The 25,302-nt window shown below is 59.6% G+C and carries 25 protein-coding genes; 18 read left to right on the top strand and 7 right to left on the bottom strand.

Going from position 1 to position 25,302, the window contains the following annotated elements; translation table 11 throughout:
- The first annotated feature begins 7 nt into the window (after nt 1-7).
- Nucleotides 8-1,108, top strand: coding sequence for a glycosyltransferase family 4 protein (locus HMPREF2996_RS09890; RefSeq protein WP_070731231.1), 1,101 nt, complete (start codon nt 8-10; stop codon nt 1,106-1,108).
- On the top strand, nt 1,109-1,567 hold the full coding sequence (locus HMPREF2996_RS09885; RefSeq protein ID WP_070644906.1) for a hypothetical protein: 459 nt from the start codon (nt 1,109-1,111) through the stop codon (nt 1,565-1,567).
- Nucleotides 1,568-1,580: 13 nt separating this feature from the next.
- Here the strand turns inward: HMPREF2996_RS09885 and HMPREF2996_RS09880 are convergent, their stop codons facing one another.
- Nucleotides 1,581-2,795 carry a DUF2029 domain-containing protein gene (locus HMPREF2996_RS09880; RefSeq protein ID WP_070731230.1) on the bottom strand — a complete coding sequence of 405 codons (1,215 nt, stop codon included), beginning with the start codon at nt 2,793-2,795 and terminating at the stop codon, nt 1,581-1,583.
- Nucleotides 2,796-2,820: 25 nt separating this feature from the next.
- Nucleotides 2,821-3,309: a DUF3817 domain-containing protein gene (locus HMPREF2996_RS09875; protein ID WP_070446792.1), complete on the bottom strand. Its 489-nt coding sequence runs from the start codon at nt 3,307-3,309 to the stop codon at nt 2,821-2,823.
- Nucleotides 3,310-3,410: 101 nt separating this feature from the next.
- On the opposite strand from HMPREF2996_RS09875, the gene HMPREF2996_RS09870 reads away from it, so the two are divergent.
- Together HMPREF2996_RS09870 and HMPREF2996_RS09865 are read left to right on the top strand one after the other, a co-directional pair.
- The gene (locus HMPREF2996_RS09870; RefSeq protein WP_070731229.1) at nt 3,411-4,277 is read left to right on the top strand and encodes an acyl-CoA thioesterase; all 867 of its coding nucleotides are present in this window, start codon (nt 3,411-3,413) and stop codon (nt 4,275-4,277) included.
- 104 nt (nt 4,278-4,381) lie between these two features.
- Entirely contained in the window at nt 4,382-5,137 is a 756-nt protein-coding gene (locus HMPREF2996_RS09865) for a YebC/PmpR family DNA-binding transcriptional regulator (protein ID WP_070446794.1), read from the top strand.
- 5 nt (nt 5,138-5,142) lie between these two features.
- On the opposite strand, the gene HMPREF2996_RS09860 is transcribed toward HMPREF2996_RS09865, so the two are convergent.
- The gene (locus HMPREF2996_RS09860) at nt 5,143-5,838 is read right to left on the bottom strand and encodes a nitroreductase (RefSeq protein WP_083276479.1); all 696 of its coding nucleotides are present in this window, start codon (nt 5,836-5,838) and stop codon (nt 5,143-5,145) included.
- A gap of 141 nt (nt 5,839-5,979) precedes the next feature.
- On the opposite strand from HMPREF2996_RS09860, the gene ruvC reads away from it, so the two are divergent.
- The 11 genes from ruvC (at nt 5,980) to HMPREF2996_RS09805 (ending at nt 19,338) form a co-directional block, all read left to right on the top strand.
- The gene (gene ruvC, locus HMPREF2996_RS09855; RefSeq protein WP_070446956.1) at nt 5,980-6,591 is read left to right on the top strand and encodes a crossover junction endodeoxyribonuclease RuvC; all 612 of its coding nucleotides are present in this window, start codon (nt 5,980-5,982) and stop codon (nt 6,589-6,591) included.
- A gap of 39 nt (nt 6,592-6,630) precedes the next feature.
- A complete protein-coding gene (ruvA, locus tag HMPREF2996_RS09850; protein ID WP_070731228.1) occupies nt 6,631-7,239 on the top strand; it encodes a Holliday junction branch migration protein RuvA in 609 nt (202 codons plus the stop codon).
- A gap of 15 nt (nt 7,240-7,254) precedes the next feature.
- Nucleotides 7,255-8,340, top strand: a complete 1,086-nt coding sequence (gene ruvB, locus HMPREF2996_RS09845) for a Holliday junction branch migration DNA helicase RuvB (protein ID WP_070731276.1) — start codon at nt 7,255-7,257, stop codon at nt 8,338-8,340.
- Nucleotides 8,341-8,379: 39 nt separating this feature from the next.
- Complete coding sequence (yajC, locus tag HMPREF2996_RS09840) at nt 8,380-8,712, top strand: preprotein translocase subunit YajC (protein WP_070719211.1); 333 nt, start codon at nt 8,380-8,382, stop codon at nt 8,710-8,712.
- Nucleotides 8,713-8,958: 246 nt separating this feature from the next.
- Nucleotides 8,959-10,752, top strand: coding sequence for a protein translocase subunit SecD (gene secD, locus HMPREF2996_RS09835; protein ID WP_210388765.1), 1,794 nt, complete (start codon nt 8,959-8,961; stop codon nt 10,750-10,752).
- 2 nt (nt 10,753-10,754) lie between these two features.
- Complete coding sequence (secF, locus tag HMPREF2996_RS09830) at nt 10,755-11,918, top strand: protein translocase subunit SecF (protein ID WP_070446804.1); 1,164 nt, start codon at nt 10,755-10,757, stop codon at nt 11,916-11,918.
- Between the two features lie 3 nt (nt 11,919-11,921).
- A complete protein-coding gene (locus tag HMPREF2996_RS09825) occupies nt 11,922-13,535 on the top strand; it encodes an ABC transporter substrate-binding protein (protein ID WP_168166685.1) in 1,614 nt (537 codons plus the stop codon).
- Entirely contained in the window at nt 13,532-14,086 is a 555-nt protein-coding gene (locus tag HMPREF2996_RS09820; RefSeq protein WP_070731227.1) for an adenine phosphoribosyltransferase, read from the top strand. The genes HMPREF2996_RS09825 and HMPREF2996_RS09820 overlap by 4 nt, the downstream gene beginning before the upstream one ends.
- A gap of 34 nt (nt 14,087-14,120) precedes the next feature.
- Entirely contained in the window at nt 14,121-16,418 is a 2,298-nt protein-coding gene (locus HMPREF2996_RS09815) for a RelA/SpoT family protein (RefSeq protein WP_070446810.1), read from the top strand.
- Nucleotides 16,419-16,589: 171 nt separating this feature from the next.
- A complete protein-coding gene (locus HMPREF2996_RS09810) occupies nt 16,590-18,689 on the top strand; it encodes a bifunctional metallophosphatase/5'-nucleotidase (protein ID WP_070731226.1) in 2,100 nt (699 codons plus the stop codon).
- Nucleotides 18,690-18,795: 106 nt separating this feature from the next.
- On the top strand, nt 18,796-19,338 hold the full coding sequence (locus HMPREF2996_RS09805) for a DUF421 domain-containing protein (RefSeq protein WP_210386015.1): 543 nt from the start codon (nt 18,796-18,798) through the stop codon (nt 19,336-19,338).
- Nucleotides 19,339-19,478: 140 nt separating this feature from the next.
- On the opposite strand, the gene HMPREF2996_RS09800 is transcribed toward HMPREF2996_RS09805, so the two are convergent.
- From HMPREF2996_RS09800 to HMPREF2996_RS09790, 3 genes are all read right to left on the bottom strand, one after another.
- The gene (locus HMPREF2996_RS09800; protein WP_070731225.1) at nt 19,479-19,733 is read right to left on the bottom strand and encodes a hypothetical protein; all 255 of its coding nucleotides are present in this window, start codon (nt 19,731-19,733) and stop codon (nt 19,479-19,481) included.
- 57 nt (nt 19,734-19,790) lie between these two features.
- Nucleotides 19,791-20,174, bottom strand: a complete 384-nt coding sequence (locus HMPREF2996_RS09795; protein WP_070731224.1) for a hypothetical protein — start codon at nt 20,172-20,174, stop codon at nt 19,791-19,793.
- A gap of 288 nt (nt 20,175-20,462) precedes the next feature.
- Nucleotides 20,463-21,323, bottom strand: coding sequence for a peptidylprolyl isomerase (locus HMPREF2996_RS09790; protein ID WP_070731223.1), 861 nt, complete (start codon nt 21,321-21,323; stop codon nt 20,463-20,465).
- A gap of 107 nt (nt 21,324-21,430) precedes the next feature.
- On the opposite strand from HMPREF2996_RS09790, the gene tpx reads away from it, so the two are divergent.
- From tpx to hisS, 3 genes are read left to right on the top strand one after another with little or no spacing between them, the layout of a single operon-like run.
- Nucleotides 21,431-21,928 (top strand): thiol peroxidase, encoded by a 498-nt coding sequence (tpx, locus tag HMPREF2996_RS09785; RefSeq protein ID WP_070731222.1) that lies wholly within the window; start codon nt 21,431-21,433, stop codon nt 21,926-21,928.
- Complete coding sequence (locus tag HMPREF2996_RS09780) at nt 21,928-22,572, top strand: MBL fold metallo-hydrolase (RefSeq protein ID WP_070711281.1); 645 nt, start codon at nt 21,928-21,930, stop codon at nt 22,570-22,572. Before tpx ends, HMPREF2996_RS09780 begins: the two co-directional genes overlap by 1 nt.
- 5 nt (nt 22,573-22,577) lie before the next feature.
- Nucleotides 22,578-23,855 (top strand): histidine--tRNA ligase, encoded by a 1,278-nt coding sequence (hisS, locus tag HMPREF2996_RS09775; protein WP_070731221.1) that lies wholly within the window; start codon nt 22,578-22,580, stop codon nt 23,853-23,855.
- Here hisS and HMPREF2996_RS09770 read toward each other — a convergent pair.
- The gene (locus HMPREF2996_RS09770; RefSeq protein WP_070446826.1) at nt 23,852-25,261 is read right to left on the bottom strand and encodes an L-serine ammonia-lyase; all 1,410 of its coding nucleotides are present in this window, start codon (nt 25,259-25,261) and stop codon (nt 23,852-23,854) included. The two genes, hisS and HMPREF2996_RS09770, sit on opposite strands and share 4 nt — an antisense overlap.
- Nucleotides 25,262-25,302 lie beyond the last annotated feature (41 nt).

The following is a 25,302-nucleotide window of genomic DNA, read 5'->3' as shown; positions in this document are numbered from 1 at the left end:
ACAGATCATGCGCATAGGCATCATCTGCCCTTATTCCTTCGACGAACCCGGTGGAGTTCAGGCTCATATCCTTGACTTGGCGACTGTCTTCATTGAGCAAGGACACCACGTGGAAGTACTCGGGCCCGCAGCGGCGAGCACGCAGGTTCCCAGCTTTGTTCGCAAAGGTGGCTGGGCGGTGCCGATTACCTATAACGGATCCGTGGCTCGTCTCTCTATTGGCCCGCACGTGCGCCGCAATATTAAGCGTTTCATCCGCGAGGGAAATTTCGACATCCTCCATATCCATGAACCCAACTCCCCAAGTTATTCCATGGCTGCTCTGGCAGTGGTGCGCGGGCCCATCGTAGCGACGTACCATGCTTCGGCCTCGAGCTCTCTGGCATTGACCCTGGCTAAGCCTTTCCTCCGTCCGTATCTGGAAAAGGTTCGGGGAGGTATTGCGGTTTCAGAGATGGCTCGGCGCTGGCAGGTTGAGCAGTTGGGAGGGGACCCTGTGCTCATCCCTAATGGGGTCGACACCTCTGTCTATGCGCGCGAGCGTGCCCGCGCCGAGCATAAAGAGAATGATTCAGAGATTGAGATTGTGTTCTTGGGCCGGCTCGATGAGCCGCGAAAAGGCTTGGACATTCTTCTTGAGGCTCTCACGCTACTCCCGCAGCCGGTCCGGGTGACGGTTATGGGCGGGGGACACCCGCGACGCGTTCCGGGGGTTGACTTCGTGGGGCGTGTCAGTGATGCCGAGAAGGCGGCTATTTTGGGGCGCGCTGATATTTATGTGGCTCCCAATACAGGCGGCGAGAGCTTCGGCATTGTTCTTGTTGAGGCAATGGCCGCTGGATGCGCAGTGGTGGCTTCAGATCTGGAAGCCTTCGCCGCGGTGTGCAACGCAGACTCGGAGAAACCCGCAGGCGCCTTATTTAAGAACGGTGATGCGACGGACTTAGCGCGGGTGTTGCAGGATTTAGTGATCAATGCGGACAAGCGGCAGGCCTTGATTAGGGCGGGGGTAGAGCGTGCCCGCGAATACGACTGGGATCATGTGGCCGCAGCCGTCATGCAGGTATACGAGACCGTGGCGGATGGCACAAAGGTCCGGGTGTCATAAATGGCTATCGAGATAGTTATCATCCTCGCTGTGCTCCTCGTACTAGGTATGTGGGCGCTGTACACGGCGCAGCGGCTCAACTCGCTCCACATTCGCACGGACGCAGCCTTGGCGCAGCTCGAAGCCACTCTGGATCGCCGCGCAGCAGTGATAAGTGCCTTGGCTCCTGAGCTTGAGGCTATCGCGGCGCGCGCAGAGTCAACGGAGCTTGTGCAAGGGCATTTCGATGAACGAGCCGCCCGGGAACGGGAGCTTTCGGCGGCTATTGCGCAGCGCTTTGAGTCACGCCCGCCCGTGCTTGCCGACGCCGAAGGTCGCATCCACCTAGCGCATCGCTTCTACAACGAGGCAGTCAGCGATACCCGCGCGCTGCGCCTGCGGCCAGCCGTCAAGCTGCTGCGTCTGGGAGGAACCGCGAAATTGCCGGAGTACTTTGAGCTCAGTCAGATCGACGTGTGATTCACCCGCCCTGTCACGCCCGCGCCTGATTCGCTCTTGCCACACGGTACTCAAGCAGGTGCCAGTAGACGGCACATGCGGTCATTGCCAGGATGAGCAGATTGCGCAACAGGAGCGCGTAGACCGGGTTGGGGTTTTCGCCCACAAAGAACCAGATGTAGTTATACCCATAGGGGTAGATGACGGTTCCCAAGGCCGCCGTTCCTACAGCGAGCACCGCCATGATGGCGCGTACCCCTTTAATGTCAGCGGCCACCTTCCGTGGGGTGGTGGCCGCCGTGGAAGTAGGGGAGCGAAGTGCCACCGCTAGTATCGGCCCAAGCCACACGATGTATTGCGGGGAGAAGACCTTATTTGTCGCGATGAGAAGGAGGATCGCCGCGATGAAGAAGACGAGGGAGGAGTGCGGGCTCCAATTCCCGCGCAGAAAGTGCACGAGTGCCACTCCCACGATCCACAAGAGGGCCGCTCCCATGGCGATGCTGCTCAGCGCAATCGCTGTGTCGACGCCCGGGCCGGTGATCTCAAAGCTTTTCGAGGCCGCGTATCCCATCGTCCACACATCAGGCTGGTGATTAGCTTGGTAGACGAACCAGGTGGCGGCCAGAGATTCGATCTGGAGGCCGCGCTCTCCTTGATAAGTCAACGGGGATAGAACTCTGTCCACGCTGGTCATTGCTGCCACGCCGATGCACAGGGCAACGAGACTTCCAAAGAACGCGACTAGTCGCTGCCACGTAGCGCGGGAGGTTGCGCGCCCGACGAGTCCGGCAGCGAGGACACCGGGCCACAGCTTTGCTGCGGTGGCCCAAGCCAACAGAACTGAGGCAAGCCGCGGGCGGGTAGCCAGAAGTGCGCCCGCACCGGCAACTAGTAAGGCGGGGTAGAGATCGAGCCGCCAGGTAAATACATGTCCCGCCGCGGTGCCGAAGAATACCCAGAACCACCCAGCGCTATATGCCCCTGGGGTGGAACGGTGATGGTGCAGGAGGAGGGCGAGGAAAGTGGCGTCGGCAAGCAGCATCATTGCCGTAAAACCGATGGCGTAGCGCTCAAAGTCGTAGCCAGTAAGCCACGCAAGCAGAACGCTGGGCCAGGTGCCGACTTGGGGATATTCCGTCATGTCGCTGGGGTTAGTGCCGTAGACGCCCTCGAGGTAATACCGAACGTCCCCGAGCGGACCCTTCTCGTTGAGGAGTAGGTAGATAAGGAAAAGGCGTGCCAGCACCCACCCAAGCCAGATGCTTGGGGCCTTAGCGATTATTTTCAATGGCGGACTCGACGTCGACGGGTGGCCCCACCATGAGCAGAACGCTGAATACTACGGCAACGACGAGCAGCGCGATGAGCGCGGTGCGCACCGGGTGGCGAATGGCCTGTGCCAAGATCGTGTCGAAGACACCGTGCGGCTCTGAGTCATCGGCATTGCTAAACCGCCAGGGGCCGGCGACGAGTCCGCGCCGCGATACCCACACTGCAAAGGGCAAGGCCGCGAAGGGGATTACGGTTACGACTAACCCCAGAATTCCCACGCCGAGTGACCACCGGTTATTGATCCATACCAGCGCCGTCATGAGCAGGAAACAGAGGAAGCCAAAGCCGTGGATACCTCCCGCGATGGGGGTGAGTGCTTCGGTCGTGCCGGAGTACTTGAGGATCATGGAGAAGATCAGCAGGCCCCACGTGAACATTTCCAGGTACGCGGCCACACGGTGCACGCTGTGCGGGGTGGTTGAAGTCATGCGGAATATAGTACGCAACTTCCGAGAGTGGATCAGCACGTGAGTAGGATGGTCGGGGTTAGTGTGGCGAGCGCCATAACAGAAAGGAAAGAGGAGAGAACATGGCATCGGTGGCCCAGGCGGTCGATATCGAGCGGATCGGTGAAGACGAGTTCCGCGGCCCCGTGGTTCCCTCGCTCATTACGCGCACCTTCGGCGGACAAACCATGGCGCAGGCGCTGCGGGCAGCGCAGCTTACTGTCGATGAGAAGCTAGCGCACTCCATGCACTGCTACTTCGTGGGCCCGGGCGATTCCAGCGCTCCCACCACCATCCAGGTCGAGCGGATTAGGGACGGCCGTTCTTTTGCGCACCGTCACGTGCGAGTCTTTCAGGATGATCGCTTGATCTTCATGCTCAGTGCCGGTTTCCACGCGACCGGGGATATCGGTCCTGAGCATCAGGCCGACATGCCGCAGGTGCCGCCACCGGAGATCATTAAGGACTCGCCTTACTCCACCCGTATCATTTTGAAGGAGTGGGAAGACTGGGATGTGCGGCTCGTTCCGGACGCGGACCGCGATGCTGTCGCTGCCGAAACCACTGGGGCAGGGTTTAGAAATATTTGGTTCCGCAACACCGGTGACCTGCTTGGTGCTACCTCTGACCAATCCCTCCACCAGGTAGCGTTGTTGTATATGTCTGACATGACGTTGATCCGCACGGCGCTTCTTCCGCACCAAGGCGAAAGGATTCAGCTAGCCAGCTTGGATCATGCGCTGTGGTTCTTGCGGCCAGTGCGGGTGGATGAGTGGATGCTGTTTTCGCAGTCCAGCCCGTCAGCGCAATCCGGTACGGGACTTGCCCAGGGAAAGATTTTCAACCAGCGCGGCGAGCTACTGGCCGTGGCGATGCAGGAGGGGCTGACGCGCACCTTGCATCCGGATAGTGATGGCTCCAGCGCCAATGGCAATTGGCAAAACGTCTAGGATGCAGGCGGGGCACGGCCCCCTGTGCTGGTGGAGGCTCGGTGAGGCCGTATAATTACAACAGTTTCCACACAAGTCTTTTAAGCCACATCGAAAGGGATGACATGGCAGGCCACTCTAAATGGGCAACAACGAAGCACAAGAAGGCGGCGAACGATGCCAAGCGTGGCAAGGAATTTGCCAAGCTGATCAAGAATATCGAGGTGGCAGCACGCACCGGCGGCGGTGACCCCGCAGCCAACCCCACCCTTGATGACATGATCAAGAAGGCTAAGAAGGCCTCCGTTCCCAACGACAACATTGAGCGCGCCCGCAAGCGCGGTTCCGGCGAAGAGGCCGGTGGTGCCGATTGGGAAACCGTGATGTACGAGGGCTATGGCCCGAACGGCGTGGCCATGCTCATCGAGTGCCTGACGGATAACCGTAACCGTGCGGCGACGGACGTCCGTACTGCGATGTCTAAGAATGGCGGCAACCTCGGCGAGTCCGGTTCCGTGGCATATATGTTCTCCCGCACCGGTCTGGTTATGGTGGAGAAGGGCGAACTCAGTGAAGATGACATCCTTCTCGCCGTCCTCGAGGCCGGCGCCGAAGAGGTCAATGACAACGGCGAGAAGTTCGAGATCACCTGCGCACCGGGCGATGTTCCTGCCGTGCGCGAGGCGCTCGTTGCTGCCGATATCGAGGTCGATGACACCGATACCGACTTCCGTGCTTCCGTTGAGGTGCCGCTGCAGGCAGATGATGCCCGCAAGATCTTCCGCCTCATCGATGCTCTCGAGGATTCGGATGATGTCCAGAACGTTTATACCAACATGGACTTAAGCGAAGAGGTCCTCGCCGAGCTGGACGAGGACTAAGAAGGCTAGTCGAGCTCGAGGCCTTCCATGCCATGAGCAGTCACCGTCTCTGACAATGGTGCGCGGCCCGGGGCAGTCTTGAACACGGGGCTGGACTGGTCTGCTACGCCGAAAGTTAGGGCGGTGACGAGTTTGTAATCCTCGTCCACGCCCAGGAACTCACGGACGGTTGGGGCGAGCAGCGAAATCATGCCCTGCGGGACGCCGTGATAGCCGTGCGCCTGGAGCGAGAGCAAAAAATTCTCCGCATAGGTGCCTTGGTCAAAAGCGGCACGGATGCGGTCACCCATCGGGGGAATGAAAAGCAGCGCGGTGTGCGGGGCACCGAAGAAGCGAAGGTTTTCACGGATAAATTCCGTGCGGGCTTCTTTATCTTCACGCGCAATGCCGAGGAGCCCATACATTTTGGCTGCCAGTTGCTGAGAGCGCTGCGGGTGAACGCCTTGACCGTAATCAATCGTGAAGTCTGGGTTGATGCCGTTCTTATCGAATTCGGATATGAGAGCAGCGCTTAGTTCTTGCAGTGCCGTACCGCCGACGAGGTGCACATTCCATGGTTGGGTATTGGAATTGGAGGGGGCGGATCGGGCGTCGATAAGCACCTGCTTTATGACATCAGCGGGGAGCGGCTCCGGAAGGAATGCGCGCGGTGAATGGCGGGAACGGATAAACTCTGAATAGTCATTAGGATGTTGAGACATGCGCGCCACTCTACGCCGCGCAGTAGGAGAGGCGAGTAAGCGGCTTGGGGGACTGCCTAGACTAGAACACATGTGTGTACACTGTTCCTAGATAAACAAGCGCTTCACAAGGGCGCGTGCAACAAGGGCGAGGAGGCGGCCGTGAACTTGGAGGGGTTGCGCGTCATGGGTATTGATCCCGGTCTGACGCGTTGCGGTCTGTCAGTTGTCCAAGCCGGTCGTGGGCGTGGGGTCATTCCCATCGCCGTAGGGGTCGTCCGCACCCCCAGCGACAAGGACTTAGGGGAGCGCCTGAAGCGACTATCGGTGGCGGTCCGGGAATGGATGGATGACTATAAGCCGGATGTCGTGGCCCTCGAGCGCGTATTCGAACGCGGTCAAGTCTCAACCGTGATGCAGACCGCGCACGCGGTTGGGGTATTGGTCCTTGCCGCAGCAGAGCGGGATATTCCGGTGCACATGTACACCCCTTCCGAAGTCAAGAAGGCAATTTCAGGTAATGGACGCGCTGATAAGAAGCAGATGACCGCCATGATTACTCGAATCTTGGGGCTCAGTGAGGCGCCTAAGCCGGCCGACGCTGCGGATGCCCTAGCCCTAGCCGTGTGTCACTGCTGGCGTGCGCCAGCCCTGGCATGGATGACCGGCGGTGATGCGAGCGCTGGCGTCGGGGCCGGGGCACGAACGAGCGGAGTACGCGGCACCTCGCCGCGTACCGCATCCGTCTCCCGGGCGGCGAAGACGACCTCCTAAGCTAACTGGCACAACCACTCACACCAAGGAACCCTATTAATGATTGCATCTTTGCGCGGAACCGTCCTAGACATCCAGCTTGATCATGCCGTGCTGGAATGCGCTGGCGTGGGCTATAAGGTCCTGGCCACCCCGGCCATGCTGGGAACCCTACAGCGTGGCGAGGAAGCGCGGATCATGACCACGCTCGTGGTAAAGGAAGACTCGATGACGCTGTACGGCTTCACCAGTCAGGATGACCGCGATATGTTCCACGTCCTCCAAACGGTTTCTGGGCTGGGGCCAAAACTGGCTCTAGCTGCTCTGTCCGTGTTTAGCGCGGGCGATTTGGCACAGGCGATTGCGGGGGAGGAGGCCGCACGCTTGCAGAAAATCCCGGGAGTGGGCAAACGCGTCGCACAGCGGTTGATTCTGGAGCTCAAAGATAAGGTCAAGGCTTTCGCCCCGGCAGAAGGCGCGGATCTCTCGGCTGCTGCCCCGGCTGCCGCCGGGCCGGTGGTTGAGGATGTCGTTGAGGCTCTTATTGGGTTGGGCTTTACTGATAAAATGGCCCGCCCCGTGGTGGAATCCGTGGCGGCAGAGCAACCCGATGCGGCGACGCCGGTGGTGCTGCGCGCAGCGCTGAGCCAGCTTGGCGCCAAGAAGTAGGGGAGAGTGGGTGACATGTCAGACGTAGAACGCACTGAATTTAAGCTTCCGGAGGGGATGGATTTAAGCTTGCCCCCGCAGCGTAACCAGGATGTGGACGCCACAGAGCAACAGGGCGAGCACGATATTGAGCGCTCGCTGCGCCCGAAGTCCCTCGATGAATTCATTGGCCAACCCAAGGTGCGCGAGCAGCTATCGCTCGTGCTCAATGGCGCGAAAAACCGTGGTGTCACCCCGGACCACGTATTGCTCTCCGGCCCGCCTGGGCTGGGCAAGACCACCATGGCGATGATCATCGCCCAAGAGCTGGGAAGCTCCTTGCGTATGACCTCGGGCCCAGCGCTGGAGAGGGCCGGGGATCTAGCGGCGATGTTGTCGAATCTGATGGAGGGGGATGTGCTCTTCATCGATGAAATTCACCGCATCGCCCGCCCAGCTGAGGAAATGCTCTACATGGCAATGGAGGATTTCCGCATCGATGTCATCGTGGGCAAAGGCCCAGGAGCGACGTCCATCCCGCTGGAAATCCCGCCTTTTACACTGGTAGGAGCGACAACTCGTGCGGGCATGCTGACTGGTCCGTTGCGTGATCGCTTCGGTTTCACCGCGCAGATGGAGTATTACGGTACTGAGGATCTCACCCGGGTAATTAGCCGTGCAGCGCGGATTCTGGAGGTGGACATCGATCAGGATGCCGCGGTAGAGATTGGTTCCCGCTCGCGTGGCACTCCGCGTATTGCCAACCGGCTTTTGCGCCGAGTCCGAGACTATGCCGAAGTCAACGGGGATGGACATATTAATGTTGCAGCTGCCCAGGCAGCGCTGCGGGTCTTCGACGTCGATGAGCGCGGATTGGACCGTCTTGACCGCGCGGTGCTCGGGGCTTTGATCAAAGGCCACGGCGGTGGCCCCGTAGGAGTGAATACCCTAGCCATCGCGGTGGGCGAGGAACCATCGACGGTGGAGGAGGTCTGTGAGCCCTATCTCGTGCGTGCCGGCATGATCTCACGAACCGGCCGCGGCCGTGTGGCAACAGCCGCCGCATGGCAACACCTAGGACTGGAGGCGCCCGAGGGAGCGGTTGGCGGGACCCTTTTTTAATTGGCCCGGAGGTAGGGCGGTCTGGCACACTGGCCTTTTATGAACGGAACTCAACTTCTTCTTCTCCTTGTTCTCGCCATCCTCGTCATCTTGCCGAGCTTCATGTCGATGCGAGCGCAGCGCAAGCGCCAGGCGCAGATGCAAAAGCTCCAATCCTCGCTGAAGGCGGGACAGGAAGTGATTACTGCCGGCGGCCTCCACGGCACCGTCGTCGCAACCCGCGGCGAGCAGGTTGATCTGCAGGTGAAGGACGGCACGGTGATGACTTTCGACACGATGGCCATCGTTCGCTCCGCTGACGCAGCCGGCGCAAACACTGATGCGCCAGTGGAGACGGAGGACGAGAACGACGAGCGCTTCCCGAAACTCTAAGATTGCGTTGCGCTCGTCACAGTGCGGGCGCGTACCTTAAGTCTGTTAAGGAAAACAACAGTCCATGACGTACCATGGTGGACTGTGCTTTAGTCATGGAGGCACCGCGGCGCCCAGTGCGTGCGCGGCGGTTGCTGCCATGACCTATGATTTTTAGCCCTGTTCCTCACAACACAGGAGATCTTTGTGTCCGCTTCGAAACGTGGTGGCGTTAGCAGCCGTCAACGGCAATGGCCCAAGCGTGCGATGGCGTTTTTCGCGCTCATTGTCATCGTGGTTTATGCGCTGATATTTTTGACCGGTGATAAGTCACCAACACCCAAGCTCGGCATTGACCTGCAGGGCGGAACCCGCGTAACCCTGGTGCCGCAGGGCGAAGACCCCACCCAGGAACAGCTGCAGCAGGCGCGCACCATCCTCGAGCAGCGCGTGAATGGCATGGGCGTGTCCGGTTCTGAGGTCGTCATCAGTGGCTCCAGCTTGGTCATTACCGTCCCCGGTGAAGATGCCTCCCAGGCGCAGGCCGTGGGCCAAACCTCCCAGCTGTTGTTCCGCCCAGTGGGCGAGCAGCCGATGCCAGACATGGGCAAGCTTGAGAAGACCATGACGGATATGGCTAACCGGTGGGTTAAGTACGGGGTGGTAACTCCGGAGCATGCTGATCAGTCGCTGGCCTCCATCCATGAGGCACTCAACCAGAGTGCCGACGCCGCCCAGGGCGGCGATCAGAAGGACGAGGAGAAGGATGACAAGTCACCGGCTCCGACTGTGAGCGAAAAGCCGCTTCCGGACCCAGCGAACTCCCTTGAGGAAACTGAGCGCCGCGACAAGGTTACTGAGGTTCTGCTCAAGGACCGCCAGTCCGAAGACCCCACCGTGCAGACCGCAGCCTTGGGACTGATGACCTGTGATGCGGAATCCGATCCGCTGGCAGGTACCGACGACCCTGCAAAGCCCTTGGTGGCTTGTGATTACTCGAATCAGCAGCCCTATATTCTTAACCCGGCTCCGCTGCTGGACGGCATTGAAGATCCGAACGGAACTCGCCTGACCGGTAACGAGATTGATAACAACGCCCCGATTCAAGGCGGGCTCAATTCCCAGACTGGTCAGATGGAGATTAACTTCGCCTTCAAGACCGGCGATGGCCCCAATGGTTCGCAAACCTGGGCTACCCTGACCCAGGAGTACCTCCAGAAGCAGGTGGCTATCACCCTCGACTCCGCCGTTATTTCCGCGCCGGTAATCCAAGGCCCGACCCCGGTTGGTTCTGCCACTTCCATCACCGGTGACTTCACGCAGGAGGAGGCCCAGAACTTGGCCAATAACCTGCGTTATGGTGCGCTCCCACTGTCCTTTACCGGCGCTAACGGCGAGCCGGGGGGCACGGTAGAAACCGTTCCGCCATCGCTGGGCAAGGCAGCTCTTGAGGCAGCGCTCATCGCGGGCATCGTGGGCCTCATCCTGGTTTCGCTGTATTCCATCTACTACTTCCGTGCCCTGTCTTCGGTGGCTCTGTTGGTCCTCATCGCTACCTGCGTTCTGCTTTATGGCGCACTGGTTCTGCTGGGCCGGTGGATCGGTTACTCGCTTGATCTTTCCGGCATGGCGGGCTTGGTCATCGGTATTGGTGCCACCGCTGACTCCTTCGTCGTCTACTACGAGCGTATGAAGGATGAGCTCTTGAGCGGACGTACCTTCCGCTCCGCCACCCGCACTGGTTGGGAGCGTTCGCGAGCAACGATTGTCACAGGTAAGGCCGTGACTCTCATCGGCTCCGTCGTGGTCTACTTCTTGTCCATTGGCGCCGTCAAGGGCTTTGCCTTCACCATGGGCCTCACCACCATCTTCGACCTCGTCGTATCCTTCCTGATCATGGCACCGCTCATGCAGCTTCTTGGTAGCCGCCCAGCCTTTGCCAAGCCGTCGATGAACGGCCTGGGCGGTATTTACAACCTTGTGGAGGAGCGCCGTGAACGCGGCTTTTATGCCAAACCGGCCAAGAAACCCGTCGCTACTGCTACGGATGAGGAGAAGTAACCATGGCTGTCGAAACTACTAGCCGCAAGATTTCCCGTTTTGACCGTCTCTATGTGGACGGCAGTGGATTTGACTTCGTGGGCCGGGCTAAGACCTGGTACACCATCGCCGGCGTGCTGCTTATTGCCTCGATCCTGGCTATCGTACTTCGCGGCTTCAATCTGTCCCTTGATTTCGAGGGCGGCACGAAACTCAACATGCCTGCAGGCGATCTTTCTACTGAACAGGTAGAAGAAACCTTCACGGAAGCCACCGGTGTCACTCCGGAGCTGGTGCAGATTGTGGGCGCCGGTTCTTCGGAGACTCTGGAGATCACCTCCGAGCGCCTGTCGCAAGATGAGGTTAACCAAGCCCGCCAGGCTATCTTTGAGACCTACCAAGTCAAGGATGACAACGGCAAGCCGAGCCCGGATGCAATTGGCTCCTCGACGGTGTCGGAATCCTGGGGCTCGTCGATCACCCAACGCATGGTTATTGCCATGGCGGTCTTCCTCGTGCTGGCCACCATCTATGTGGCGGTCCGCCTGCAGCGCGATATGGCTTTTGCCGCTATCCTCGCGCTCATCTTTGACGGTGTCTTCATCGCGGGCATCTACGCGCTCTTCGGATTCGAGGTGTCCCCGGCAGTCATCATCGGTCTGCTGACAGTCCTGACCTTCTCCCTCTACGATTCCGTCATTGTCTTCGACAAGGTGGATGAGAATACAACGGGGCTGGAAGGCCAACGCAAGAAGACCTACGCCGAGCTCACTAACTTGGCTGTCAACCAGACCGTGATGCGTTCCATCTCCACCTCGGTGATTTCGGCCTTGCCTATCATCGCGCTGTTCATCGTCGCCGTGTGGTTAATGGGCATTGGTACTTTGCGCGATCTGGCATTGGTTCAGTTCATTGGCGTTATTGAAGGTGTCTTTTCCTCCATCTTCCTGGCCACCACGTTGCTGGTGACCTTGTCGAATCAGCGCAAGAGCGTTAAGAAGCACAATGAGGTGGTCGCTGCCTACCGCGCCGAGGGGTGGACTGCAGAAGCAGAGGATGAGGATGCGCCGAAGGCAACACGCACCGTGGCATCCCCGGCCGCAGCTTCTGCACCAGCCGCAACACAGACCGAATCCGGGCCGCGTAGCGACGAGTCCGGTGGGGCGTCCTGGCGCCCTGGGCGCTAAGCCGTGCGTAGTCCATCATTCGCGGCGCTGTGTGCCGCGGTAGCTCTTACTGTGACCGCATGCGGGGCACAGGAAGGCGGCCTTGGCAAAGACACCCCGCCATCGCGTTTTGCGGTGCTGGCCGACGCCCCCATTGCCACCAGCAATGCAGCCACGGCGTGGGGGGATGCGGTGGGGGCGGCCCAGCTGGCTAGCCGTGTTTTCCCGGCGCTCTACGTACCGGGCCCGGCGGGGCAGATGGTCCCTAATTCAGATCTCGCCGATGCCGAGTTCTTTGCTGCCGAGGGTGAGGACGCTGGGGCGCACGTGGACTTCACGCTCACTGAGCAAGCACGTTTTGCTGACGGTGAAGCCGTGACCTGTGATGATTACCTTTTGGCCTTCACCGCCGGGCAGTTGAGCGAGATTTTCGGTTCCCACCTTCCCCTGATGGAGGAAGTGACAGAAGTGGAATGCGCGCCCCACAGCAAGAAATTCACCGTATGGTTTACACCTGATGCCGGCTCGCGGTGGCGGTATTTGTTTGGGCCGGGTTCGGTTGTCCCAGCACACGTGTTAGCTAAGCGGGCTGATATGAACCTCGAAGAACTCAATGCAGCTCTACACTCTCAGGATGTAGCTACTTTGCAGCCGGTAGCAGAGGCGTGGCGCTATGGTTTCTCTACGGAGCCTGGGCGCTTTGACCCGGAGTTACAGGTTTCCTTCGGTCCTTATCAAATCGAGCGCGTTGAGGATGACGGTGCCATTGTGCTCACCGCCAACGATAACTATTACGGCGATAAGCCGACCCTGCGCGAGTTCCTCATGCTTCCGAGAAGCGCAGACGCTGCCGCGCTTGTCGCCTCAGATGAGCTCCGCGTTGCCGAGGCTGCCACCGCGTCACCGTCGTGGTTCGACCGGGATGTAGAAGGCAAGCCAGTAGAGGTGACGTCTTCGGCAGGAAGCCTGACAGACACCTTAGTATTCTCCGAGGCTGGGACCTTTTCTCAGCCGTGGGCACGCGCTGCCTTTGCGGCCTGTGTGGATGCACAGCACTTGGCGCAGGTTTCGTCGAAGGAATCTGGCGTGGACGTCCCCGCTGTCACCGTCCGTACCGTGCGCAATGATGATCCGGTCGCGGCGCAGATGTCTTCGCTGACAACCGTTCCTGTAGACAATGCAACGGCATCCGGTCTGTCCGGCTACACCATCGGAGTGGGTTACCTCGGGCCTAACCCGCGTTATAAGGCGATGGTGGAGGAGCTCCGCGCGGCGTGCGAACCTGCGGGGATCATGGTGGAGGACCGTTCCGGCGAGCGGGTTTCCCGTGCGCAATTGGCCGCGGATCCTGCAACTGGGCTGCCGGAGATAGATGTCTACCTCGGTGCCGTGGACCCGATGCGTGAGCATTCCGCGCCGTCCTCTAGCGTGAAGCACGCGGCGGCGCTGCGGAAGCTGGAGCAGGAATTGTGGGAGGAGCTGCCCTCTATTCCCATCGCCGCGCAGCCTCGCACATTCATTGTCGACCGCGCTGTCACCGGCGTGGTGCCCTACACTGGCCTTGCGGGTATCGGGTGGAACCTCGACCGTTGGAGCTATAACCCCACAACAGCAACTGAAACAAAGGAAGAGTCGTGAGCGAGATTTACGTCGCAGCAGCACAAGCCTTGAAGGATAAGGTGCGCCTTGTCCAGGATTTCCCAGAGGAGGGAATTCTTTTCGAGGATCTGACCCCGGTGTTGGCTGACGCAGATTCCTTCACCGCCGTTGTCGATGGCTTAGCAGAGGCCTGCAACGAGTTCGGCGCAGACATGATCGGCGGCCTCGATGCACGCGGTTTCCTGCTTGGTTCAGCCGTAGCCTACAAGCTGGGACTAGGAATCTTGGCTATCCGCAAGAAGGGCAAGCTCCCACCGCCCGTCTTGACCCAGGAGTACGAGCTGGAATACGGCACTGCAGCACTGGAAATCCCCAGTAGCGGCATTGATATTGAGGGCAAGCGCATCGTGCTTGTCGACGACGTCCTCGCCACCGGCGGCACACTCCACGGCGCCACCTTGCTCTTGGAATCCGCTGGAGCTGAAGTCGTGGGCAACGTCGTGGTCCTAGAGGTCCAAGGACTTGAGGGCCGCGAGCGCCTGCAAGGTTCTCCGCTGATTGTGCTCAACCAGATGGGGACAAAGGACTAAGGTTGTATGCCTAAGCTACTTCGCGGAGGCAGACATGACGACTGAAAAGCAGGACAAGACTGCATGGCGGCCAGGCAGTGTGCGCGGCATGTCCGCGCGATTGGCCCGCTCCCTGACAGGTGGTCGCGTAAAGATCAATCCGGCTCTGGACCCGTTGATGTCGATCCACCGGGAATTTCACCCGAAGGCGGATGCGGAGCTGCTCAACAATGCCTACACCACGGCACAGCGTCTGCACGAAGGCGTTTTCCGCAAATCCGGCGAACCTTATATCACGCACCCGTTGGCGGTAGCGACAATTGCCGCTGAGATTGGTATGGACACCACGACTGTCGCGGCGGCTTTGCTCCACGACACAGTGGAAGATACTGACTATTCGCTGGAGGACCTCACCCGTGACTTTGGTCCCGAAGTGGCCCGGTTGGTCGACGGCGTAACGAAGCTTGACAAGGTCGCCCTCGGTGCCGCCGCGGAGGCAGAGACAATCCGCAAGATGATCGTGGCCATGGCCACCGACCCGCGCGTGCTCGTTATCAAGGTGTGCGACCGCCTGCACAACATGCGGACCATGCGCTTCCTGCCGCCCGAAAAGCAGGCGAAGAAGGCACGCCAGACTCTCGATGTCATTGCGCCACTGGCTCACCGCCTAGGAATGGCCAGCGTCAAATGGGAGCTTGAGGATTTGGCCTTCGCCATCCTGTACCCAAAGAAGTACGACGAAATCGTGCGCATGGTGGCGGATCGTGCTCCCTCACGCGATCGAGCGCTGAAGGAAATCAAGGCCCAGGTAGGCCAGGCTCTCAAGGCTAATGGTATTGAGGCCGAGGTCATGGGGCGCCCGAAGCACTACTGGTCGATTTACCAGAAGATGATCGTGCGCGGCCGCGACTTCGCGGAGATTTTTGACCTCGTGGGAATCCGCATCCTCGTCGATGACATCAATTCCTGCTACGCGGCCATTGGCGTGGTGCACTCGCTGTATCAAGCTCTTCCAGGGCGCTTCAAGGATTATATTTCCTCTCCGCGATTCGGGGTATACCAGTCACTGCACACCACCGTGATTGGGGCCGGCGGTTCCACCCTTGAGGTGCAGGTGCGCACGCACGAGATGCACTATAACGCGGAGTTCGGCGTGGCCGCCCACTGGCGTTATAAGGAAACTAAGGGCAAGAACTCGGGCCACCAAGAAGAAGTGGACCAGATGGCGTGGATGCGTCAGCTGCTGGATTGGCAGAAGGAAGCTGCAGATCCCAACGAGTTCTTGGATTCGCTGCGCTATGACCTGACAGCCAAGCAGATTTTTGCCTTTACCCCCAAGGGTGACGTGGTCAATCTGCCCGCGGGGTCCACCCCTGTGGACTTCGCCTATGCGGTGCATACCGAGGTCGGCCACAGGTGCATCGGCGCAAAGGTCAACGGCAAGCTCGTGGCTCTAGAATCGGAGCTGAAGTCCGGCGATAAGGTCGAGATTTTTACCTCAAAGGATCCGAATGCTGGCCCCTCGCGGGATTGGCAGGAATTCCTCGTATCGCCTCGGGCGAAGACGAAGGTGCGGCAGTGGTTTGCCAAAGAACGCCGTGAAGAGCACCTCGAGGCCGGGCGCGATGCCTTGGCTGCTGAGGTGCAGCGCGGCGGCTTGCCCATGCACCGCCTGTTTACCGCCAGCTCCATGAAGCAGGTGGCTGAGCAGCTGCACTATCCCGATGTGGATGCACTCTATACCGCTATTGGCGCGGGCCACGTGTCGGCACAGCACGTTGCCAACCAGCTCATGGCCCTGTTCGGGGACCAAGACGATGCCGTCGATGCCTTGGCTTCGCGTACCCCACTGAGCGAATTGGAGAACTCCCGTGCTCAGCACACGAAGGATTCCGCAACTGGTACCGGCATCTTGGTGGAGGGCAGCCCAGACGTCATGGCCAAGTTGGCGAAGTGCTGCCAGCCGGTGCCTGGTGACGCCATCTTTGGTTTCGTCACCCGCGGCGGTGGCGTGTCTGTCCATCGAGCGGACTGCACCAATGCCGAAAAGTTGAAGTCCGAGCCGGAGCGCATGATGCAGGTGGAGTGGGCCGGCGGGCCGAAGTCCTCCGGTGCATTCGCCGCAACCTTGCAATTGGAGGCCATCGACCGCCAAGGCCTGCTTTTTGAGCTCACGCGAATTTTCAGCGAGCAGAGCCTCAATGTGCTGTCGATGACATCCAATCGCGGTGATGATCACATCGCGACCGTGCGCTTTTCCTTCTCGGTTTCCGATACCAAGCAACTGGGGCAGCTCATGACAACGTTGCGCAACACGGAGGGTGTCTTCGACGTTTATCGCGTCACCGCCTAACCCGCCACCCCTGATTCGGGGGTGCGTGGCTGAACTCAAGGTTGCGCCTGGGTGAAACCGTAGAAGATCCTACGTAAACCCGCTGGTGGTGGTCTCAGCATGCGCTGCGCCATTGTGATGTATGCGTTATAAACACGTGGACAAGATTCCTCTCATTCTCAGGAGAACCACGTGAACTTCCGTCGCTTTGGCCAGCTGTTGGCCGCCACCACCGTTACCGCCGTTGCTATCTCCGGCGCACCTGCCTTCGCCGCCGAGGCTGATCAAGTGACCTTCTCCGTCACTAACTTCACCGACTTCCACGGCCACCTTGAGCTGGCTGAGGAGTTCGACAAGGACACTAAGGAATTGAGCGGCTACACCGAGATGGGTGCTGCTCGCATGGCTGCGCTCATCAAGGCCGTCAACAAGGATCAGGAGTACGCCCTGACCTCCGCCGGTGATAACGTTGGCGGCTCCGCCTTCGTGTCTGCAATTTCTGAAGACAAGTACACCAACGAGGCCCTCAATACCATGAACCTCGATGTCACGGCTGTGGGCAACCACGAGTTCGACAAGGGCACCGATGACCTGATGGGCCGTATCAAGGACCAGTCCAACTTCCCGATCCTGGGCGCCAACGTCACCAAGGATGGCAAGCCCCTGCTCGATGCTTCCTTCGTCAAGGAGGTAGACGGTGTGAAGGTCGGCTTCGTTGGCACCGTTACCACCAACACCAAGTACAAGGTGTCCGCCGCCTCCATCCCAGGTGTCGAGTTCTCCGACCCCGTCGAGGCCACCAATAAGGAAGCCAGCCGCCTGAAGGAATCCGGCGAGGCCGAGGTTGTAGTGGCGCTCATGCACGAGGATGCTCAGCAGTTCGCGCAGGGCTTCAACAAGGATGTGGATATCCTCTTTGGCGGTGATACTCATGTCAAGACCCAGGGCGAGGTTGCTCGTGAGGACGCACTGCCGCTGTACTGGGCACAGGGCTACGAGTACGGCAAGGTGCTTAACGACGCCGACATCACCTACGACAAGGCCGAGAAGAAGATCACCAAGATTGATCTCAAGCAGTACGACGTGGCCGACGCAGATGTCTTCGCTCAGCTGCAGGGCCTCGAAGACGACCCCGAGGTAGCTAAGGTTGTCGAGGAAGCAAAGAAGGTAGCGGAGATTGAGGGTGCCAAGACTGCTGGTACCACCGAGAAGGCCATGTACCGCGGTTCTGATGAGGGCAAGGACACCGGTACCAACCGCGGTGTGGAGTCGACCCTCAACAACTTTATTGCCGATGGCCAGCGCTATGCTCTATCTAAGCAGACGGACAAGGACATCGAAATCGGTGTCATGAACGCAGGCGGTGTGCGCGCCGACCTCAAGCAAGGTGATGTTTCCTACCAGGACATCTTTGCCGTTCAGCCATTCGGTAATTACGTGATCACCGCGGAGGTTAGCGGCGCAGACTTCATTACCGCGTTGGAGAACCAGTGGAAGCCTGGCCAGTCCCGCCCGCGCCTGGCTCTGGGCCTGTCCAACAACGTCACCGTTGTCTACGACCAGAAGGCTGAGCAGGGCAAGCGCGTTAAGTCTGTCACCATTAACGGTGAACCGATTGACCCGGAGAAGAACTACAGCATTGCTCTGTCCTCCTTCCTTGCCTCCAGCGAGACGGAGGCCGGCGGCGATGGCTTCTTCGAGCCCGGTTCCATCAAGAACCGCAATGACGTTGGCTACATGGACACCCAGGCGATGATTGACTACATCGCTTCCGGCGAGTCCAAGGTTCGCACCGGCCAGGGCCAGATTGGTGCCCACGTGTCTGGTGACCTGAAGCCGGGGGAGGAGATCACAGTCGACCTTTCCTCCCTGAACTACTCCAACGCAGAAGAGCCACAGGCTAAGAAGGTCACCGTTGCACTGGGTGACGCTAAGGCCGAGGCAGACATTGACAACGCAGCACAGCCCGGTGACGAGCAGTTCGGTGAGCGCGGCCGCGCGACCGTCAAGCTCACACTCCCGGAGGAGCTGGCGGGTGATGAGAAGCTGCTCATCACTACCGATGCTGGTACTGAAGCAGTTCTGCCGCTGTTCCTAGACGGCAATGACGGCTCTCAGGACGGCGGTTCTGCCAAGGACGTAGGGTCCTCTATCGGCTTGGGCGTGGGAATCTTTGCCGCAATCGCGGCTGCTATCGCAGCCGTCATTGGTGCCATTAACATGCCGGTAGCAGCCCTCCCAGCTCCGGTACAGCAGTTAATTGAGCAGCTGCGCAAGCAGTTCAACATCTAGTCACTTCTGATGTACAGGCCCGCACTACGGTGCGGGCTTTAGCTTTTTCTTCCGGAAGGTAGGGTAGTAGGGTGTGGATACACTGAGGCTTTTTGGACGCGAGGCAATGTATCAGCTCGGCATTGAGCTTCACCGCATCCCCCTGGTGATGCTCGCAACGCTGGGTATCTATCTGGCCTTCATGGTCCTGGTCAAGCTTTTCGGCAGCCGTGTTCTGACGTCCATCACTGCCTCTGACGCCGTCATCATCATTATGTTTGGTGCGGTCTCTGGCCGCGTCATCGTGGGAAACCCGCCGACGCTCGCCGCCGGCATCATTGGACTTTTCACCCTGATGCTTTTGGAGGCCGCATTCGGTACCTTCCGCCAACTGGTGACGTGGTCACGGTTCATCGACCGCAAGCCAGTCTTGCTCGTGTACAAGGGGCAGCTGCAAGAAGACAATATGAGTTTCGCCCACATTACCGAGAGAGACGTCAATTCCGCAGTGCGCAAAGCTGGCCTGGGCCGGCGCAGCGATGTGCAGCTGATGATTTTGGAGCCAACCGGCCAAATTTCCGTCATCCGTCGAGGCCAGCTTGTTGATGCCTCCGTGTTCAAGGACGTCCTCGGCGCCGAGCGCATCGAGGAAGTGGATGAACCGGACTAGCCTGTATGTTCTGGCTTCTTGAGAAATTGAGTGCTTAAGAAGCCGCATCGACCCTATCGGGGGCGCCGTATCTGGTGGGACGGAAAACCAAAAACTCCTCCTGCGCGGAGTGCGCAAGAGGAGTGTACGGAGCCAGTGGCTTACTTGGTGCCGGCGAGCTTGTCGCCGAGACGCATAGCGTCATCCATGGCGCCGATGATGGAGGTGACGACCTTGATCCACTCGCGGATCTCCTTTGGGCTGATGTTGCCCTCATCGTCGGAGGAGAGAGCGAAGAAAGCCTTGGAGGAGCTGTCATCCTCAACCGGGGCTGCGGAAGCAACTGCGGTACCGGAGAAAGCGATGGTTGCAGCGGTGGCAGCAGCAACGATGGACTTATGGGAGAAGAACTTCATGGTGTGGTCCTAATCTGATTCGAATGTGAACGGAAAGTCTGAGCTATTCGGTCTGACTTACTTAGCGAAGTTCTTGTTGTAGAAAGCGAAGACGGTGCCCAGAGCGCCGATGATGGCGGTGAAGACAGCGATCCAGTCGCGGATCTCGCGCGGGCTCATGTCGGAGATGGAGGAACCCTCGGAGTCGTTGGAGGAAGAGGAAGAAGACTCCTCGTCCTTGTTCCCGTCCTTGCCGTTGTCGCCGGTGTTGGTGTTGTTCTTGCCCTCAGACTCAGGAGCGTCCTTGCCGGCGTCCTCGTTGGTGTTGGTGTCGTTGGTGGTGTCGTTTACCGCGGCGGTGTCATCGTTGGTGGTCTCAGCGGTAGCAACGGTCACGCCGGACAGGGAAACGGTAGCGGCGGTAGCGGCAGCAACAAGTGCCTTACGGGAGAAGAGCTTCATTCTCGTTCCTTAGGTATCTCGGGAATTTCAAAGACCTCACAGATGCTACTGAGGCACTACGCGTTTTGCAAGGGTTCTACCATTCGAATAGCGAGTCTGAAGGTCTGCTGACTGTCGCATGTGAGCTGGGTTTATCACGATATGACACCTTTGGGCGAAGAATGCTTTGCTAAATGAACAGCTCAAGGCTAAGAAATTCTTAGACCGTGATGGATGGTGAGGGACGGGAAAGGAAAAGCCCCGCTCACTGAACGTGTGCGAGGCTGATCACCGTAAAGGGGGTAAAACTTAGCTTTCGATGGTGGCCTTGGTGATGCGAACCTCTTCAGCAGGTTCACCATCGGATTGTCCATCCTTGACGCCCTTAGCGGCAATGGCGTCGATGGTCTTCTGGCCCTTCTCCGTCAGGTTGCCAAAGTAGGTATAGGCAGGCGGAAGCTGCGAGTCCTTGTAGTTAATGAAGAACTGGGAACCATTGGTGTCTTCACCGGCGTTAGCCATGGCGATGGAACCCTTCGGGTACAGAGCCGGCTGGGCCATTGCGGTGTCGTCAGCTTCATCGGTGGGGTATTCATTAGCAAACTGGAAGCCAGGTCCGCCGGAACCCTTGCCGGTGGGATCACCACACTGCAGGACGAAGATGCCGCCATCAGTCATGCGATGGCACACGGTGTCGTCGTAGTACTTTGCCGAAATCATGTCCGTAATCGCGTTGACGGTGCACGGAGCTAGGGAGCGATCAAGAGTCATTTCAATATCGCCTTGCTTGGTGGCGAAGTTGACGGTCACCTCTCCCTTGGCAGGAATGTCCTTGCCCTGCGGGGTGGGGACCTCACGGGAAGCGTCGCCAGTCTCGTTGTACTCGCAGGTGATGGTCTCACCAAGGGACTTAGCGCGCTTGCCGCTCAAAGCCTCGGCAGTGGGGGCTTCGGTGGTGGTGTTCGCAGCCGAGCTTTCCTCAGCTTGAATCTGCTCTTCCTCCGACGAGCGTGTGGACAGGAACCAAATACCGCCAACGAGGGCGATAATGACCACGGCCGCCATGAGAACAACGCCTAGCGGTCGGCTCTTTTGTTTGCGGTCACGGGACTTCAGCTCGCGATCGAGCTGATTGAGCGCATCATCCAAGCGCTGGCTGTTAGTAGACACCTATGTTTCCTTCACTGTGGTGGTTCACAAACTTTCGACCCACTCATCCTAACCGCACCGTTGTTCACCGTGGCGAGCCGCCCCGCGGGTCAGTACGCTTGGGTGCCATGGCTACAACGAATTTTCAGAATGAACCCGTCGAAACCAACGCAGAGCTTCCCAAGGTTGGTGACGCCCTGCCGGACTTCACCCTCGTGGGAACCGACTTGGCAGAGCTGACTAATGCTGACTTCGCAGGCAAGCGCCTGGTGGTGTCCTGCTTCCCATCCGTGGACACCGGCGTGTGTGCGGCACAGCTGCGCAAGTTCAACGAAGAGGCAGCTGGTCTAGAGAACACTGTTGTCCTGTCCATCTCCCGCGACCTGCCTTTCGCGCAGGAGCGTTTCTGCGCTGCAGAAGGCATCGAGAACGTCGTCAGCGCTTCTGATTTCCGCTCTGATTTTGCCGATAAGCTCGGTCTCGTCCTGGAAGGCTCCCCGCTCAAGGGCCTATTCGCCCGCGCGGTCATCGTCACCGACGCCGAGCACAAGGTGACCTACACCGAGCTGGTTCCGGAGGTCACGACCGAGCCGGACTACGACGCAGCTTTGGCAGCTCTCAAGTAATGAGCGCTCCCGAAATCTACGGTTTCGCCGCTGGGCCCTATAAAACCAACACCTATGTGGTGGCTAACGGTTCCCGGGCGTTCATCGTGGACCCAGGGATGCATACGCGCGAGAAGCTTGAGCAGCTCGCGCGTGAGAAGTCCTTGGAGTTTGAAGCCGTCGTGCTCACCCACGGCCACATTGATCACACGCGCGACGCTGCCGAGTTTGACCTACCGGTCTACATCCACCCGGACGACGCGTTCATGCTGGTGGATGGCTCCGGTGTGTCCCCCGAGTCGCAGATGCTCTTTGCTGCCGCCTCCATGAAGCAGGTAGCGGACCGCCGCGACTTGATCGATGGAGAAACGTTGAGTCTTGTCGGCCTTGAATTTGATGTGCTCCATGCACCGGGCCATTCCCCGGGATGCGTCATCCTCGTGGCTGAGGGGATTGCCCTGACGGGCGACGTGCTATTTAAAGGCTCCATTGGACGCACCGACTTGCCACACTCCGACCACGCCGCGATGCAGCGTTCACTGCGCGGTCCGGTGTGGGGTCTTGATGACTCCCTTGCTATCTTGCCGGGCCACGGCCCGACGACGACCATGCGTCGTGAACGCGCGACTAATCCGTTTCTACGCGCAGCAGGGGATGTACTCTAAAGGGCGTGAGTGATAAGAAGCAGTTCAAAGCCCTGTCCGCGCCTAAGGGTGTGCCGGACTACGTCCCGCCGCAATCGGCCATCTTTGCCAAGGTCCGTGAGGCCTTCGTACATCAGGCACACCTGTCCGGCTTCCAGCACATCGAACTCCCCGTCTTTGAGGACACATCGCTCTTCGCCCGCGGCGTAGGGGAGTCCACGGACGTGGTGTCGAAGGAGATGTATACCTTCGCCGATCGTGGTGATCGTTCCGTGACGCTGCGACCAGAGGGCACCGCGGGTGTCATGCGCGCGGTCATTGAACACAACCTTGACCGCGGTCAGCTTCCGGTGAAGCTCAACTATTTCGGCCCCTTCTTCCGCTACGAGCGCCCGCAGGCGGGCCGTTACCGTCAGCTGCAGCAGGTCGGTGTGGAGGCCATCGGCGTGGATGATCCGGCGCTGGATGCCGAGATTATTGCCTTGGCGGATCGCTCCTACCGCAGCCTAGGCCTGAGCCAATTCCGCCTTGAGTTGACCAGCTTGGGTGACCACGACTGCCGCCCGGCCTACCGCGAGAAGCTGCAGGAGTTCCTGTTCAAGCTGGATCTAGACGAGGACACTAAGGCCCGCGCGGAGCTCAATCCCCTGCGCGTGCTCGATGACAAGCGCCCAGAGGTCCAGGAGCAGCTTGTTGATGCTCCCTTGATGCTTGACCACCTCAATGCCGAGTGCCGCGAGCACTTTGAAACGGTCACCGGCCTGCTCGATGACATGGGCGTGCCCTACACCATCAACCCGCGCATGGTCCGCGGCCTCGACTATTACACAAAGACCTGTTTCGAATTCGTCCACGATGGCCTTGGCGCGCAGTCCGGCATCGGTGGCGGCGGCCGCTATGACGGCCTCATGGCCCAGCTTGGTGGGCAGGAACTGTCCGGAATCGGCTATGGCCTTGGCGTAGACCGCACCATTCTGGCCCTCGAGGCTGAGGGAGTCGAGCTCGAGGGTGTCGACGAGCGCGTGGCCGTCTACGGTGTGGCCTTGGGAGCTGCGGCGAAGCAGAAGATGGTCAGCATCATCAATGACCTGCGCAAGGCCGGCATTGCTGCCGATATGTCCTTCGGCGACCGTGGCCTTAAGGGAGCGATGAAGGGCGCTGATCGTGCCAACGCCCGCTTCGCACTCGTCCTCGGTGACCAAGAGCTAGAGGCCGGCTCCGTGGCGCTCAAGGACCTGCGCGCGCACGAGCAGCGCGACGTCCCTGTGAGGGACATCGTCAACCAGCTCCGTCAGCTGGTTTAGCACTCCACCTGGGAGACGGTAAAGCCCATCGTCTTCGCTAGGCCGCCGAGCGAGGTCTCCTTGTACTTGGAGAGCATGTCGCGTCCGGTTTCGGCCATGGTGCGGACCGCGTTGTCGAGGGTGACGTGGTGCGTTCCCTCACCCATGCGCGCTAGGCGAGCGGCGTTAATGGATTTGACGGCGCCAATAGCGTTGCGCTCGATACAGGGGATCTGCACCAGGCCGCCAACAGGGTCGCAGGTCAGGCCGAGGTTATGCTCAAGCGCGATCTCGGCGGCGTTTTCCACCTGCTCCGGGGTTGCACCGAGCAGCTCAGCCATACCGGCCGCCGCCATGGAGGAAGCGGAGCCCACCTCACCCTGGCAGCCCACCTCGGCGCCGGAGATGGAGGCATTGGACTTGATGATGATGCCAACGGCACCCGCAGTGAGCAGGTAGCGGCGGGCATCGGCGCGCGTGAAGTCCGCCATAAAGTCGCGGGCATAATGGAGCACGGCCGGGATGATCCCACAGGCGCCATTCGTCGGTGCAGTAATGACGCGGCCGCCGGCGGCATTCTGCTCGTTGACGGCGAGCGCGTAGAGGTTTACCCATTCCATTGCGGAAAAGCCACAAGACTCGTCGTCCTGCTTGGCCAACAACTGTTGGTACATCTGCGGCGCACGGCGGTTGACACGGAGGCCACCAGGCAAGATTCCCTTGGTGGAAATTCCCTCGGTCACGCATTCGCGCATGATGTCCCACACAAGGTCGAGGTGTTGGTAGACGTAGTCGAGCCCGCCTTCTTCGCGGTGCAGGACTGCCTCATTGGCGGCGACGATTTCCCAAATGGCCATGTCGTTGGCCGCGCACAGGTGAAGCAGGTGCTCACCCGATTGGAACTCATAAGGAACGGCGTCCTCGGCGGTCGCCGCAGCGACACCGGCCGGAACTCCAGTGTCGGTTTCGAGCTGGGCGTTGTACTCCTCGCGGGACAGAATGAAGCCGCCGCCGACGGAGAAGTACTCCGTGTTCTCGGCGAGGATGGAGCCGTCTTCGTCCCAGGCAGTGAAAATCAGGCAGTTCGGGTGTTCTGGCACCGGCTCGTTGTTGAACTCAATGCTGTACTGCACCTTACCTGCAGGGCCTGAGATGGAGCCCTCGCTGGGGATGAAGGCATCAGCGCGCGGCTCGGCGTCGAGCGGCACCGACAGCGGGTCCCAACCAGCAAGGCCCAAAATTACGGCGCGATCCGTAGCGTGGCCGCGGCCGGTAGCAGAGAGCGAGCCGCGCAGTACGACGTGGACCTTTGCAGGGTGTTCATCCAGTGTCTCGAGGAAAGCCTTGGCGGCGCGCATGGGGCCGACGGTATGAGAGGAGGAAGGGCCGATGCCGATGGAGAAGATATCGGTCACGCTAATTGTCATGTGGGGTCAAACCTCCTTAGAAGCGTTAAATAAGTTACGCC

Origin of the sequence: Corynebacterium sp. HMSC066C02, from assembly GCF_001814945.1 — a bacterium.
Taxonomy (GTDB): Bacteria; Actinomycetota; Actinomycetes; order Mycobacteriales; family Mycobacteriaceae; genus Corynebacterium; species Corynebacterium aurimucosum.
Note: the sequence above shows the minus strand (reverse complement) of the source record. Positions and strands in the feature narration are given on the sequence as shown.

Coding starts and splice junctions, on each gene's coding strand:
- HMPREF2996_RS09890 (WP_070731231.1), top strand. CDS start 8: ATGCGCATAGGCATCATCTGCCCTTATTCCTTCGACGAACCCGGTGGA.
- HMPREF2996_RS09885 (WP_070644906.1), top strand. CDS start 1,109: ATGGCTATCGAGATAGTTATCATCCTCGCTGTGCTCCTCGTACTAGGT.
- HMPREF2996_RS09875 (WP_070446792.1), bottom strand. CDS start 3,309: ATGACTTCAACCACCCCGCACAGCGTGCACCGTGTGGCCGCGTACCTG.
- HMPREF2996_RS09870 (WP_070731229.1), top strand. CDS start 3,411: ATGGCATCGGTGGCCCAGGCGGTCGATATCGAGCGGATCGGTGAAGAC.
- HMPREF2996_RS09865 (WP_070446794.1), top strand. CDS start 4,382: ATGGCAGGCCACTCTAAATGGGCAACAACGAAGCACAAGAAGGCGGCG.
- HMPREF2996_RS09860 (WP_083276479.1), bottom strand. CDS start 5,838: ATGTCTCAACATCCTAATGACTATTCAGAGTTTATCCGTTCCCGCCAT.
- ruvA (WP_070731228.1), top strand. CDS start 6,631: ATGATTGCATCTTTGCGCGGAACCGTCCTAGACATCCAGCTTGATCAT.
- ruvB (WP_070731276.1), top strand. CDS start 7,255: ATGTCAGACGTAGAACGCACTGAATTTAAGCTTCCGGAGGGGATGGAT.
- yajC (WP_070719211.1), top strand. CDS start 8,380: ATGAACGGAACTCAACTTCTTCTTCTCCTTGTTCTCGCCATCCTCGTC.
- secD (WP_210388765.1), top strand. CDS start 8,959: ATGGCGTTTTTCGCGCTCATTGTCATCGTGGTTTATGCGCTGATATTT.
- secF (WP_070446804.1), top strand. CDS start 10,755: ATGGCTGTCGAAACTACTAGCCGCAAGATTTCCCGTTTTGACCGTCTC.
- HMPREF2996_RS09815 (WP_070446810.1), top strand. CDS start 14,121: ATGACGACTGAAAAGCAGGACAAGACTGCATGGCGGCCAGGCAGTGTG.
- HMPREF2996_RS09805 (WP_210386015.1), top strand. CDS start 18,796: ATGTATCAGCTCGGCATTGAGCTTCACCGCATCCCCCTGGTGATGCTC.
- HMPREF2996_RS09800 (WP_070731225.1), bottom strand. CDS start 19,733: ATGAAGTTCTTCTCCCATAAGTCCATCGTTGCTGCTGCCACCGCTGCA.
- HMPREF2996_RS09795 (WP_070731224.1), bottom strand. CDS start 20,174: ATGAAGCTCTTCTCCCGTAAGGCACTTGTTGCTGCCGCTACCGCCGCT.
- tpx (WP_070731222.1), top strand. CDS start 21,431: ATGGCTACAACGAATTTTCAGAATGAACCCGTCGAAACCAACGCAGAG.
- HMPREF2996_RS09780 (WP_070711281.1), top strand. CDS start 21,928: ATGAGCGCTCCCGAAATCTACGGTTTCGCCGCTGGGCCCTATAAAACC.
- HMPREF2996_RS09770 (WP_070446826.1), bottom strand. CDS start 25,261: ATGACAATTAGCGTGACCGATATCTTCTCCATCGGCATCGGCCCTTCC.